Raw genomic sequence first — 12,764 nt, 5'->3', positions numbered from 1 at the left:
TCCCCGGTCCGACCGATCGAGACGCCGTCCGGAATGTGACGTATTGGCTGGTCGAGGCGTCGAGCGGCCGGCGTCGATCAGGTGGCCGCCGCCGCGCAGGCGTCAAGGAAGTCTTGACAGAGGCGGCGTGTCAAGGTTTTCTTGACGCATGACGATCTTGAAGAAGACGGCCTCCTCCGACGAGGGCGGCCCTCGCTCCACCACGGCCCCCACCACGGCTGCCCTGCTGCCGCTCGCGGTGATGCTGCCCGCGGTGACGGTCATGTTCCACGACCGCTTCGGGGCCGTCGCCTCGGCCGCCCTGGTCGCCGTGTCCCTCGTACTCGTCGCCGCCGGGGGAGCCCTGCTCGCCCGTACCACGGCACAGGCCGATGCCGCCGCGGCCCGCGCCCGACGCGACGCGGACGTGCTCGACGCGCTGGAACCTCTCGCCGGCGCCCGGCGATGAGCGACGTACCCCTCCTCGGCCCCCTGGAGACGGCCAGGATCCGCGAAGGCATCGCGGCGGCCGTGATCGGCGCCCCCGAAGGCCTGGCCGACGCGCTCGAACACGACGCGGACGGTTATCTGCGCCTGGTGGACGCCTCGCGGGTCGGAGCCGAGGAGGCGAGCCGGCTCCTGCGTGAGGCCGTACAGGGCGCCAGGGCCGCCGGACACAGCTGGGAAACGGTGGGCCGCATCCTGGGAGTGAGCCGGCAGGCCGCCCAGCAGAGGTTCGCCGGGGCGTCCGCACCCGGCGCGCCGACCGGTGGTGGGGCGGGCGCCGCCGAGCGCCGCATCCTCAGTCCGCTGACCGCGTTCAACGAGATGGCCGCCCTGGAGGAGGCCGGACGCGACGGATGGCACCTCGTCGGCTACGGATCCTTCTTCCACGAGGTGGAGGCCTCCGCGCACCCGTGGGAACACTGCCGTGTGACGCTCTCCGCCGGCGGCCGCCACCGGCGGATGGAGGCGGAGGGCTGGATCCCCGTCGGCGCGGGCTGGTTCCCCTGGCGCTACTACAAGCGGCCGCTCGGCCCCGACACCAAGGCGGCCCGGTGACCGTCCCGGCCCGCCGGTCGGGCGGAACCGGGACGGCCACCGTCGCGGCAGGGGGCCCGGGGGTCAGGGAGTCCGGAGCTTGTCCACGATCCACTCGCCGAGCTCCACGGTGATGACCGTGTGTCCTTGGTTCTCGCTCGCGCACAAGAAGTGGTCGAGCTCGCTGTCGGCGGGGTCGATCTTGCTGTAGAGAGCGTCACGGTCGTCGATCGCGCCGGCCGCCACGGCGCTGACGCTCGGCACGAACGTGGTCGCGTTGTAGGTGAGTTCCGCGGGCTCGCCTTCGAGGAGCCCGGCCAGCATGGCGGCGGTGCCGAAGTTGGCGGGGCGGCCCGGCAGGTTAAGAGCCTCGGGGAAGAGGCCACCAGGAGCGCCGTCGATGTCGGGCAGGTTGTTGGTGACGATCGGGATCTCGGGGGAGCCGGTCTTCTTCAGGATCGCGACGATCTGCTCGCCCGTGTCCTGCGTGTCCAGCCGGGTGCCCGTCAGCTCCGCACCGGTGGTGCGCATCGCCGTCACGCCGGCCGGGATGTTGTTCCCGGCACCGGTGCCCGTGCCGTTGGCGACCCCGAGCCGCCGCACACCGGGGGGCCAGCTGCCCACCCGCTCCAGTTCCGCGAGGAAGTCGGTGCGGGCCCGGTCCTGCCGGGGCTCCGCGGAGACGCTCTCGATGTGCCAACGCAGCAACTGCCGGGCGGCCGTGCTGTTGACCATCCGCGAGAAGCTGCCGAGGAGTTCACCGAATCCGGGGAGGCCGCCCCAGTTGTCCTTCACGAAGTGCGCGAACGCCTGTACCGAGATCGGCAGCCAGGCTCCGCTGTGCGGGGTGTCGTACGAGAGGAAGGTAGCGGTCTGGTGGTCGTCGCCTTCGTGGTGCATCTTGGCCAGGGCGTACCGGGTGACCAGCCCTCCCATGCTGAAGCCGCCGACCGTCAGCTTGGCCGAACCCTCGCGGTCGTCGATCGCCTTCTTGATGCACTCGATCGCCACGTCGGCGTTGTCGATGATGGACGCCGACCGCTCGTCGAAGCCCAGGAGCACCAGGTCGAAGCCCGCCTCACGCAGCTGGGAGATGAGCGGGTACTCGCCGTTCTCCAGGCCGTTCCACAGGGCGTCGGGATCGCTCTTGCCTGAGGAGAACCCGTCGGCGAGGATCACCGGCTTCCTGACCCGGGTCTGGCCCGGGCTGCTGTAGAACACCCAGGCGGTGCCCCCTTCGAGGGGCCACTCGACGTCCCAGGCGGTTGCCCTCGGGTAGTGGGGCTGGGCGCCCGGGAAGGTGTTGTCCCAGATGCTCACAACAGGCATGGACATGTGGTGCGGCTCCTCTGTCTCGTGATGCGGTACGGCCCGCCCCCGGGACGGAGGGCGCGGCGGGGGCCGCCCCGGGTCGCGGCGCGGAACGCACTCGGGGGCGGCCTGCACATGCCGGCGGCCTCGTGCCGACGTCATGTGCGGAACCGGAACCATGATCCCGAAGCGAGTAGCCCAGAACCAACGAAACCCGACCATGTCACTCGTACGTGGAAAGTGGTTTCGTCGCAGGTCACAGGGCTGCAAGGGAAGAAACGATGATGCGGGCCCGACACGGACGCCACACGGTGCCGCCGGGAGTGCGCACGGCCGTCGCAAGCTCTTCATGGGCGCCTGGCGGTGAGCGCGGCGGATGCTTAAGAGCAGATCAACTGAGCCTTAAACGTGCCTGTGGTCTCCTCGCCCCGCGTCGATCGAGACCGTCGGCAGGCGTGTCGTACACGCGACGACCGTCCGCGGCACTGGGGCCGTGACCTGCTTCTTCGGACGCGCGCGCACGAGTCACGAGCCTCGCGGTGGCTCGCCGCACAGCGCTCCAAACCTCCTCGCGGCCTGATTCGTAAAAAGGCAACAGGACTGAACTCCCTTGAGAACTCGGCCGTATGCAGGACGTCAGGGGGGCAACGTCCATCGGATCGAGGAGTGTCGAGTGTCCAGAAAACGGACCATGAGTCTCAAGAAGAAGTTCGTGCTCTCTGCCGTCGCGGGAGCCCTGGTGATCGGCGGGGTCGCCGCGACGGTGGCGATCGGAAATGCCGCAGAACCCGACGTCGTGTGTCAGGGGTCGACGGTGACGTTGTCGGGGGAGGCGGGTGCCCCGGCCGCGTCGAGCGGTACGTTCCCGGTCGGGACGAAGTTGAAGGTGACGAACCTGGACAACGGCCAGTCGACGACGGTCGCCGTGAACGGTCCGTCGGGTAGTTGTGTGCTGTTGAACAATGCGGCGTTCGAGAAGGTGCGGGAGCCGGGGAAGAACCTGATTCGGCGGGCGCGTATCGAGCGGGTGGGTGGTGGCGGTGACGCTGCGGCTCCCGCGGCGCCTGCGGCTGGTGCGTCCGGTGCGGCGGGTGGGGCGGCTGTGCAGGTGCCGCCGGCGACCGGTGAGGTGGTGTGTCAGGGGTCGACGGTGACGTTGTCGGGGGAGGCGGGTGCGCCGGCCGCGTCGAGCGGTACGTTCCCGGTGGGGACGAAGTTGAAGGTGACGAACCTGGACAACGGTCAGTCGACGACGGTTGCCGTGAACGGTCCGTCGGGTAGTTGTGTGCTGTTGAACAATGCGGCGTTCGAGAAGGTGCGGGAGCCGGGGAAGAACCTGATTCGGCGGGCGCGTATCGAGCGGGTGGGTGGTGGCGGTGACGCTGCGGCTCCCGCGGCGCCTGCGGCTGGTGCGTCCGGTGCGGCGGGTGGGGCGGCTGTGCAGGTGCCGCCGGCGACCGGTGAGGTGGTGTGTCAGGGGTCGACGGTGACGTTGTCGGGGGAGGCGGGTGCGCCCGCCGCGTCGAGCGGTACGTTCCCGGTCGGGACGAAGCTGAAGGTGACGAACCTGGACAACGGCCAGGCGACCACGGTGACGGTGAACGGTCCGTCAGGCAGTTGTGTCCTGCTGAACAACGCAGCCTTCGACACGGTGCGCGAGCCGGGCAAGAACCTGATCCGGCGGGCACGCATCGAACGCGTGGGCTGAGCGACCAGCGTTGACGGCGTGACGGCGGGGACGGCACGGAGCGTGCCGTCCCCGCCGTCACGCCCTCCCCGCCCCGTGACACGTGGCCGAGTGGACAGGGACGGACAGGACTGGACGGTCATCGCCCCTTCAGGGCATGGATAGTGGACACCGTCCACGCCGAGGCTGTGCGCCATGAACCTCGGACGGACGAAGGGCGGGCCTGTCGGACGGCGGCACCACCTGGGTGGTCAACGCCTACGGCCCGGCTCGACCGTCTCAAGGCACCTGCTGAGCAGCCCGTCCGAGGCCCCGGTGGGCGTTCGCCGGCCATCGCCGTGCGGCGCGCTCCCCCCCCGTCACCCCGTCGCCTCACCACTCCGCTTCCCCGTCACCCTGCCGTCCTCCATGGAGGTCTCCACCGTGTCCAGCTCCGCAACCATGTCGCCGTCGGTCGTCCGTGCCCGTCCCGGCAGACGCCCGCGTGAGGTCGACAACCGCGCGGCCTACCTCAGCTTCGGACTCGCCTACGTACTCGGCCACGGCACCGCCGCGACTTCCCAGGGCGCCGACCCCTTGCTCGACCTGCCCGGCTGGCTGCCCACGACCCTCCTCGGCAGCGGGCTCGTGGTCGGCATCGTGCTGACCACCCTGGCCGGCCTGCGGGCCCAGGTCGGAGCCACGACACCGGAGATCCTGTCCGCCCGGCTGCTCGGCGCCGCGTGGATCGCCGCTTTCACCGCCCTGTTCCTCGCCGTCACCGGCCTCACCTCCGTACTGGAACAGCCGGAACTCCAGTCCGTCCTCTGGCCCGCCGGCTCCGGTCTGATCGTCGGCCTGCTCTACCTCGCGGAAGGCTCCGTACGCCGCAACCTGCTGCACTACGGCCTCGGCGTCTGGCTCGCCCTGACCTCCACCGCGGCACTCTGGTTCGCCACTCCCGGCCTGTACTGGGTCCTCGCCGTCGCGGGCGGCGGCGCCTACGTCCTCGCCGCGGCCCTCGAACACCGCCGCCTCCACCTCCTCTCCCGCACGGGACGCCCCCGCGACTGACGACCGGCCCCTCCGCCCGTCAGGGCCGCAGGCCGGCCCGCCTGAGCGCGAGCTCCGAGAGATCGGCGATGACCCGCTGGTCCCCGCGCCGCCAGGCGTCGGCGAGACCGCCCTCGGGCGCGGGGAGCGCGGCGAGGTCGCTGAGCCGGCCGGTGAGGGCGCGCAGCGCGAGCAGGTCGGCACCTCCGGGCGCGTCGAGGAGGCGCCGCATGATCACGCTGCGCCGGATCCAGCGCAGCCGGGCAGGGAGCCACAGCAGCAGGACGACAACCACCGGGACGACGATCAGCGCCAGTGTGGTCAGGGTGGCCACCTGGCTCACGGCGTCCTGGAGCGACTGCCCGGCGTTGGCGATCCCGGTACTGGCGTCGGCAGCGGACTGCAGCGGCTTCTGCAGGAGATCGCCGACGAACGGTACGTTCGAGGCCGCGTCGCCGGCGTTGCCGAGCTCGGTGGCGAGGCTGTCGCCCGAACTTTCGACCCTCCGGCCCGGCTCGGCCAGCAGCATGATGGCGTCGTGGACGGTCAGGGCGAACCACACGGCGGCGGCCATGAGGCCCACGGCGATCAGGTCCGCGAGGATCTGGCGGTTCCGACGTGCTGGAGTCTGTGCGTAGAGGCGCATCGGCGGGCTCCCGTTCGGGTCGGACGTCGAGGAGAACCGGCCCCGCCGGGTGAGGCTCGGCCGGTCGTTCGACCGTACGCCTGACTCCCCCTCCGCACCGGGTTCTGTGGACGAACGTCCGCGCCACGACGCCTGGTCGGCGCACCGGAAGCCTGGAGGACGCCGCCCGGAGCCTTCGCGGGCCCGGGTGGTCCGGACGTATCCCCAGGCAGCCCAGCGGGGGACACGCTCACGCGTCCGGTGCCCGTACCCAGGGGGCGAAGCGTTGGCCGGGCGCCGCGTCGTCGCGCCCATACCTCAGGACCGTCTCCTGGACGATCACGAGTCGCTCGGCGGCGATCAGGCACGAGATCGGCTCCTGGAAGACCAGCTCCCGACCATGGTGGTGCGTCAGATCATGGCCGGCGGCCAGGCGGAGCTGCGGCGAGCACGTTCCAATCCTGCCGATCCGGCCCGAGCGGTCGACCGTGAGGGCGCCGGCAGGGCAGACTCTGAGCAGAAGGAAAGGGGCGGGCGATGACCGCACAGCCGATTCGCCGGCACGAGCCGGAGCGAGTGCCGCGCAACGCGAAGGGCATCGCCGACGCGCTGACGCCGGAGGCCGCGAAGGAGTTCTACGCCGAGCTCCTGGCCGCCCGGCCGGAGGAGGCCAAGGGCGTCCTGTTGCGCTGGTGGGGTCGGGCGATGCTCGAATCCGATCCGGGCCGGCAGCGCCGGGTCGCGTCCGCGCTCACGGGCACGATGCCGACGATCGCCGTGCAGGACATGCTCGAGCGGCGGCGGGCCGCGGGACTGCCCGTTGAGTGAGCCCTTCGACGACGGCTCCGAGGGCTTGCCGTGCGTGCTGTCGCAGGACGTCACCGCCTTCATGACCGACCCGGCGCTGCCCCCGTGGGCGATGGGCCCGGTCGTGGCCGCGATGGTGGAGATCGGCGAGACCCGAGGGCTCGTCGCAGGAAGCACGGTGGCGGAGGATTGGCCGGAATGCCGGCTCCTGCCGCTCGGTGAGGACGGGGCGCTGGGCATCATCGAGTACGTGATCGCCAAGGACGCCGCCCCGCCGCAGGTGATCGTGACCCGCGTCCTGCTGTACTGAACACCCGCACGGCGCGGGCGGAATGCTCCGGTTCAGCGGTCCGGACGGGACACGCCGAGAACCGCTTTCATGGACGCCGCCGTACGTGCGCTACGTGCCGGCGGAACGGCACCGGCTGAGGTCCCACGCTCCACGACCAGGTGCGGCACACCCCTGAACCTTGACGGCTAACACCGTTAGCCATGGCGTGACTGCCCGGCACGGCGCACGTCGTCGGCCGACTCGGTCGGTCACCACGTGAGAGGGGTGCGGTGAACACCGCGACAACCGGCACCGCGTGCGTGCGGACGGCCCGTCATGGCTGACCGAGCGCGGCAGATCATGGCCGCAGCCCGGGAACTGCTCGACGCGGAGGGGCCGGACGCGTTGTCCATGCGACGTATCGCCGCGCGCGTCGGCATCCGGGCGCCTTCCCTGTACAAGCACTTTCCGGACAAGGCCGCCGTCGAGGCCGGACTCCAGGTGCAGGGCATGACGCAGTTGGCCGAGGAACTGGAGGCTGCCGAGGCCGAGATCGGCGCCGAACCGCCCTTGCTCGTGCTCGCGCGCGCCTACCGACGGCACGCTCTCGCCAGTCCGCACCTCTACCGCATCAGCCACACCCGCCCGCTCGCACGGCCCTCCCCGACGGACTCGAAGATCGCGCCGCGATGCCACTGGCCCACGCGGTGCACGGCGACATCGACGTCGCGCGCTCGTTCTGGGCCTTCGCCCACGGCATGGTCGTGCTCGAACTCGACGGCCGCTTCCCGTCGGGCGCCGACCTGGACGCCGCATGGCGCACGGGCTGCGAGGCGTTCGCCGAAACGATCCGGCAGAAGACCGGGGGTGTCACCGAATGACCGGACCCCCCGAACCGGCACCACCACGGCCGGTCCGGCCCGCTCCGCCCGCTCGGCCGGGCGAGGAGAGGCGTGACAGCACCCGCATCGGAGCCTTACCCGATCGCTCGACCGAGATCATCACGGAGCAGCCATGGACTTCGCCTACCTTCCCAGTCCCTCGACCGGGGTGCTCCACCTCGGCCCGGTCCCGCTCAGGGCGTATGCCTTCTGCATCATCCTGGGCGTGTTCGTCGCCGTCCGGCTCGGCAACCGGCGCTGGGTCGGGCGCGGCGGGGAGCACGGAGTCATTGCGGACGTCACCCTCTGGGCGGTGCCCTTCGGCCTCGTCGGCGGACGGCTCTACCACGTGATCACCAGCCCCGACGCGTACTTCGGCGAAGGAGGCGAGCCCGTCCGAGCCCTGTACGTGTGGCAGGGCGGGCTCGGCATCTGGGGAGCCATCGCTTTGGGCGGGCTCGGTGCCTGGATCGGCTGCCGCCGTCACCGGATTCCGTTCCCCGCCTACGCGGACGCGGTAGCCCCCGGCATAGCCCTGGCCCAGGCGATCGGCCGTTGGGGCAACTGGTTCAACCAGGAACTCTACGGCCGCCCCACCACACTCCCGTGGGGCCTGGAGATCGACCGCGCGCACCGTCCGTCCGACACGCTCGACCTCGCGACGTACCATCCCACCTTCCTCTACGAGTCGCTGTGGGACATCGGTGTCGCGGCATTGGTCCTCCGGGCGGCCGGCCGGTTCGCGCTCGGTAACGGCAGGACCTTCGCGTTGTACGCCGCCGCCTACACTGTCGGCCGCTTCTGGACCGAGTATCTCCGCATCGACGAGTCCCACTCCTTCCTCGGCCTGCGCCTGAACGGCTTGACCTCCGTCGTGGTCTTCCTCGGCGCCGTCGCCTACCTCGTCGTGTCGGCCCGCCGCCGCCCTGGTGGCGGCGAGGACGGGACGCGGCCGCAGGGCGACGACCGCGACAAAAGCGCCGAGGGCGACGGGGGCGTGGTCGAGCCGCGCTCGGACGTCGCCGTCACGGCAGGAGCACGGGGCGACGACGCACGATGAGCGGGTGAGACCTTGCACCGGGCGAGCGCGCGCGTGAGGAGCCGGGCGCCTCGACCTGGCGCGGGGCTGGTCGCGTCGGGCACCCACCCGGGCCGACCACGACGCGCGTTCCGGCTTCGCCGCGAGCCCGACCGCGCCCCGACCTCCAGTTGATCATCGTGGGCTCGCCGGGCATCATCGTCCGATGCCGCGACGGACCGCCGCATCGGCCGCCGTCCGGGGAGCAACGGACAACGGGGAGAACGATGTTGAGGTTCAGCAGGGGAACGTCCGCCATGGTGCTGGTCGCGCTGGGGGTGCTCGCCGGCGGCTGCGGAGGGGGCGCCGACACGGTCGGCGAGAAGGCTTCCGGCGGGGACAGCGCCAAGGCCGGCGGGGCATCGAGTTCGGGCAAACCGGCAGCGGCCGGCACCGTGGATTTCGATACCGTCTTCACGACGGAGGAGCGGTTCAAGCAGGCACTGCCGGATCCGGCGTCGATGGCCGGGTGGACGCCGAAGAGCGCCAGGGCGGACATCGAGGAGACACCCAAGCCCGCGGCCGAGTGCGGACCGGACACGCACTGGGACTGCACCAATGTCGCCGACGGCGATGCGAACTTCGAAGAGGTCGGCGAGCGGGCCCTCTTCGACATCGTGGCCTACGCCGACAAGAAGGCGGCACAGGACGCGTGCCGCAAGGAGAAGGACTGGTCGGCGAAGTACTCCAAGGCAGAGGTTCCGCCCGTTCCGGGCGTCGAAAGCCACGCGTACTACCGGAGCGCCGGCGGCTTGAACGGCCTCGACCTCACCATGTGCCTCGGCACGGTCATCGCCCAGGTGAGGCTGGAAGGGGGAGGCAGCGACCTGGACCCGGCCACCGCCCACGCACTGGCCCGGCTCTTCGTCCCCCGGATCCAGAAGGCCGCCGCCTCCTGAACGGCCCGGTGTCCGCCGTTGCCGGCTGACGGCGGACACCGGGCCACGCGTTGCCCGCTCCACGCGTTGCCCGCGCCCCGCGGCCGACCGTGCGCGAGGGCTCGGTAGAATACGGGCGACACACAAGAGAAGAGCTCGCATGGACTCCCGCATCCCGCGGTTGCGACGCAAGCTGGCACGCATCCCCTACACGCCGGGCCGAAGCCACTCCTTCGGCGAAGAGCGGCACGCTTTTCGTCTCGGTCCCCGCCTGCCCGAGGCACGGGCGGATGCCTTCGAAGCCGAGCACGACGTGGAACTTCCACAGCCTTATCGCGACTTCCTCATCGGCATGGGCGGCAGTGGTGCGTCCCCGTACTACGGACTGATCCCGCTGGAAGGCTGCGCCCTCTTCACCATGAACCGCGCGGCTCCCGACGCCGGCACCCGAGGATTCACTCGGGCCCACCGCCCCACCCGCGACGGTCACCTCTTCCTGTCCGTCATCGAATGCGGTTGCAGCGACATCGCCCTCATAGGCGTGACCGGCCCTCTCGCCGGCCGCGTGCTCATCGGCAACGCCGACGGCTTCTGGGGCCCGAACGTCTCCTCGGCCCCGGACTTCCTCGCCTGGTACGAGCGATGGCTCGACCACATGGCCGCCGGACGGGACAACAGGGCCCTGTCCCTCACCTCGCCGCGCCTCCACGCGCATCCACAGGCGTACCGCATGGCGCCGAGGATCTGATCACACGTCATCACCCCTCCATGGACGTCGAGTCCCCTACAGCACGGAAACCATGACGGCACCTTCATCGTTCACCTTCGTGCGCCGCACGGACGGGCTCCGCCACCGCTTCGACCACGCCGGTGAGCGCAACGGCCGGCCAGCCTTCCGCCGAACCGACGGCCGGGTGTGGTGCTGCTGGTCGCCGACCGACGGCTGGCATTGCGAGATCGCCGACGGCCTCGTCACCGCCCATCCCCTCCACAGTGACTCGGACGCACCCGAACCCCCGGCCACCGTCTGGCGCAGCTTCAAGAACGACCGCTCGTACCTCTACGACCTGGAGCGTGATCCGCCGTGAAGCGTCACCTGATGTCCTGTCAGGATCGACTCGACCCACAGGACGGCGGTACGGCGAGGGCACCCCGATCCTCACCTCCATCGAGGTCGAACTAGTCTTCGGATCATGGCTTTACGACCTGACGAGTTCTACGACCATGCCCGTACCGCCGCGGATGGCGAGCGCCGGCTCCCGCTCGCCCGCATGACCGGGTGGGACATCAGCCCGTTCGAGCCGGACGGACTGCGCGTCGCGCCGCTGCGTCCACCGGTTCTGCCCGAGCCGCCGCGACACGGCGAGGACCCCGCCGACTGCGGGGCGTGCCGTGACCGTGACGAAGGCATCTGGTTCAACGACGGTTGGCGGCTCTCCCGGATCACGGGAGTCGGTGTGCCGCTGGCGCTCATGCTGCATCCGCGTGAGCACCATGACATGGCCGACCTGCCCGATGAACTGGCGGCCGAGCTGGGGCTCCTGTCCACACACATCGTCCGCCACGTACAGGCTCTGCCACACATCTCGCGAGCCCACGTCTACCGCATCGGGGACGGCGGCGCACACCTGCACATCTGGTTCTTCGCCCGGCCCGAGGGACAGAGCCAGTTGTACGGGTCCTGGCTGCCCGTCTGGGACGATCTGTTGCCCGAATACCCCGCGGAGGTCGCGGAGGCGGACGCGGCGATCGTGGCGGACGCGCTGGTCGCCTCCCTCGGAGGTCGCCGCTCGGCTGCCGACGAATCACCGGACGACTGACCTACGAGCCGCGGCGGGGGCCAGGTTCCACCCAACGGTCAGCCGACGATCGTCCCAGCTCGGATAGCTTTTCGGCATCCGTCGATGGTGATGCACGGGCTGCTTGCGCCACGGTGCAAGCAGACGTGAGCGCGTTCCACCGCGACCGGTGGCCTATTGCCCAGCGCGCACCTGCCCGGGCTGTGTACCGTCCACCCGGTGAATGACTACCTCACTCGTGCGCCGGAGGAGCTCTCCGAGCGGGCTCAGTCCTTCGTCAGGGTCCACGGGCTACGACTCGAAGGCCTGGGAGCCGCACAGTACCGGGCTCGCTGGCTGGAGCTCGGGATCCCCGAAGTGGTGCTCGACAGGGTCGAGGCCTTCGACGAGCAGTGGGGTGGCTTGGCCCTGCCGCCGGTTCCGACGTACGAGGGCGGTCCGAAGCAGTTCTGCCCCGACGTGCCGGAGACGGCGCTGTCGGACGGTTGGTGGTTCTGGGCGGGAGACCAGCGGACGTCGGTTTCCTACAGCTTCATGATCGGTCCCCGAGGCGAGTTCGGTCTCGGCACAGCGGCGTGGGTGCCCCTGCATGCGAGCGTCGGCGGATGGATCGAGTCGGTCGCGCTCACCCACCACGCCACCATGTGGGCGAAGCAGATCACCAAGGTCACAGGCGATGACGTCGATGCCCTCGACCTCGGGTCCTACGAGCCGGTCCCGGAAGTGGAAGGGCTGGCCGACACCTGGTGGCGAGGCACGGACTCGCTGATCGCGATCCATACCGGCCAGGCCGAGTTCTTCTCCCGACCCGACTACCGGACCGCTGTCATCTACTCCGGCCTCGACCGCTGGGGCCTGTACGGCTGAGCAGCCCCGGCGTCCCCCGGCCGGCTGCGCCGTACGGATGGACTCGGGCTGTACGGCGCCGGGTTCGGGGTCTCGTGGCGTGCGGCGGCCTACCTTCGCACTGCTCGACCACCCCTCCACGAAAGGCAGTACTCGTGCGATCGATCCGTTGCGCCCTGACCGCTCTCGCCGCTGGTGGCATCCTCCTGGCGGGTGCGTCCGCCGCCTCCGCCGACGACGCCTTCACCATCTACGCACCGGTCAGCAACACGTACTCCATCGTCTTCGGTGACCTGAGCCAGGTGGCCGGTGACGACGTCTTCAACGCGGGCCGCGACAACACGGTGGGCTCCTACAACGGTGCCGCCCCGACCGGCGACATCGGCATGGCGGCCATGCCCGGGACCCAGATCCTGAGCAACGACGCCCTCATGCAGCGTGCCGCCGGCCAGTGGGCCGGCAGCATCATCGGCAAGTAGTTCCCGCCGGCTCCCCGTACCGACGGTCCGGCGGCGACATACGCGAGGGC

14 protein-coding genes and 4 pseudogenes are annotated in these 12,764 nt (G+C 70.6%); 16 read left to right on the top strand and 2 right to left on the bottom strand.

Going from position 1 to position 12,764, the window contains the following annotated elements:
- The first annotated feature begins 148 nt into the window (after positions 1–148).
- Both OG624_RS03665 and OG624_RS03660 read left to right on the top strand, forming a co-directional pair.
- Positions 149–448, top strand: coding sequence for a hypothetical protein (locus tag OG624_RS03665; RefSeq protein WP_033221334.1), 300 nt, complete (start codon positions 149–151; stop codon positions 446–448).
- Positions 445–1,041: a hypothetical protein gene (locus OG624_RS03660; RefSeq protein WP_051763342.1), complete on the top strand. Its 597-nt coding sequence runs from the start codon at positions 445–447 to the stop codon at positions 1,039–1,041. Before OG624_RS03665 ends, OG624_RS03660 begins: the two co-directional genes overlap by 4 nt.
- A 63-nt stretch (positions 1,042–1,104) precedes the next feature.
- On the opposite strand, the gene OG624_RS03655 is transcribed toward OG624_RS03660, so the two are convergent.
- Complete coding sequence (locus OG624_RS03655; protein ID WP_033221331.1) at positions 1,105–2,355, bottom strand: esterase/lipase family protein; 1,251 nt, start codon at positions 2,353–2,355, stop codon at positions 1,105–1,107.
- Positions 2,356–3,097: 742 nt separating this feature from the next.
- Between OG624_RS03655 and OG624_RS03650 the strand changes: the two are divergent.
- The 4 genes and pseudogenes from OG624_RS03650 to OG624_RS03645 form a co-directional block, all read left to right on the top strand.
- Positions 3,098–3,364, top strand: a pseudogene (locus tag OG624_RS03650) (hypothetical protein); the annotation flags it as partial.
- Positions 3,365–3,367: 3 nt separating this feature from the next.
- Positions 3,368–3,700 (top strand): annotated as a pseudogene (locus OG624_RS43515) (hypothetical protein); the annotation flags it as partial.
- Positions 3,701–3,703: 3 nt separating this feature from the next.
- A pseudogene (locus OG624_RS43510) lies at positions 3,704–4,039 on the top strand (hypothetical protein); the annotation flags it as partial.
- 402 nt (positions 4,040–4,441) lie between these two features.
- Positions 4,442–5,071 (top strand): ABC transporter permease, encoded by a 630-nt coding sequence (locus tag OG624_RS03645; protein WP_244290816.1) that lies wholly within the window; start codon positions 4,442–4,444, stop codon positions 5,069–5,071.
- Positions 5,072–5,090: 19 nt separating this feature from the next.
- Here the strand turns inward: OG624_RS03645 and OG624_RS03640 are convergent, their stop codons facing one another.
- Positions 5,091–5,696 (bottom strand): hypothetical protein, encoded by a 606-nt coding sequence (locus OG624_RS03640; protein ID WP_033221321.1) that lies wholly within the window; start codon positions 5,694–5,696, stop codon positions 5,091–5,093.
- A gap of 516 nt (positions 5,697–6,212) precedes the next feature.
- On the opposite strand from OG624_RS03640, the gene OG624_RS03635 reads away from it, so the two are divergent.
- The 10 genes and pseudogenes from OG624_RS03635 (at position 6,213) to OG624_RS03590 (ending at position 12,714) form a co-directional block, all read left to right on the top strand.
- Positions 6,213–6,503, top strand: a complete 291-nt coding sequence (locus OG624_RS03635; RefSeq protein WP_078909348.1) for a VOC family protein — start codon at positions 6,213–6,215, stop codon at positions 6,501–6,503.
- Positions 6,496–6,792 carry a hypothetical protein gene (locus tag OG624_RS03630; RefSeq protein ID WP_033221314.1) on the top strand — a complete coding sequence of 99 codons (297 nt, stop codon included), beginning with the start codon at positions 6,496–6,498 and terminating at the stop codon, positions 6,790–6,792. The genes OG624_RS03635 and OG624_RS03630 overlap by 8 nt, the downstream gene beginning before the upstream one ends.
- A gap of 297 nt (positions 6,793–7,089) precedes the next feature.
- Positions 7,090–7,634 (top strand): annotated as a pseudogene (locus tag OG624_RS03625) (TetR/AcrR family transcriptional regulator).
- A gap of 133 nt (positions 7,635–7,767) precedes the next feature.
- Positions 7,768–8,694, top strand: coding sequence for a prolipoprotein diacylglyceryl transferase (gene lgt / locus OG624_RS03620; RefSeq protein WP_371639064.1), 927 nt, complete (start codon positions 7,768–7,770; stop codon positions 8,692–8,694).
- Between the two features lie 275 nt (positions 8,695–8,969).
- A complete protein-coding gene (locus OG624_RS03615) occupies positions 8,970–9,611 on the top strand; it encodes a hypothetical protein (protein ID WP_371639063.1) in 642 nt (213 codons plus the stop codon).
- Between the two features lie 139 nt (positions 9,612–9,750).
- Complete coding sequence (locus OG624_RS03610; protein ID WP_352163662.1) at positions 9,751–10,338, top strand: SMI1/KNR4 family protein; 588 nt, start codon at positions 9,751–9,753, stop codon at positions 10,336–10,338.
- A 52-nt stretch (positions 10,339–10,390) separates the two neighbouring features.
- Complete coding sequence (locus OG624_RS03605) at positions 10,391–10,678, top strand: hypothetical protein (RefSeq protein ID WP_033221307.1); 288 nt, start codon at positions 10,391–10,393, stop codon at positions 10,676–10,678.
- Between the two features lie 105 nt (positions 10,679–10,783).
- The gene (locus tag OG624_RS03600; protein ID WP_033221304.1) at positions 10,784–11,410 is read left to right on the top strand and encodes a hypothetical protein; all 627 of its coding nucleotides are present in this window, start codon (positions 10,784–10,786) and stop codon (positions 11,408–11,410) included.
- 198 nt (positions 11,411–11,608) lie between these two features.
- Positions 11,609–12,256 (top strand): hypothetical protein, encoded by a 648-nt coding sequence (locus tag OG624_RS03595; protein WP_371639062.1) that lies wholly within the window; start codon positions 11,609–11,611, stop codon positions 12,254–12,256.
- Between the two features lie 134 nt (positions 12,257–12,390).
- Positions 12,391–12,714, top strand: a complete 324-nt coding sequence (locus OG624_RS03590; protein WP_033221302.1) for a hypothetical protein — start codon at positions 12,391–12,393, stop codon at positions 12,712–12,714.
- Positions 12,715–12,764: the final 50 nt, after the last annotated feature.

The organism is Streptomyces virginiae, assembly GCF_041432505.1.
Lineage (GTDB): Bacteria > Actinomycetota > Actinomycetes > Streptomycetales > Streptomycetaceae > Streptomyces > Streptomyces virginiae_A.
The sequence above is the reverse complement of the archived record's forward strand: the minus strand, read 5'-3'. Positions and strand labels throughout refer to the sequence as shown.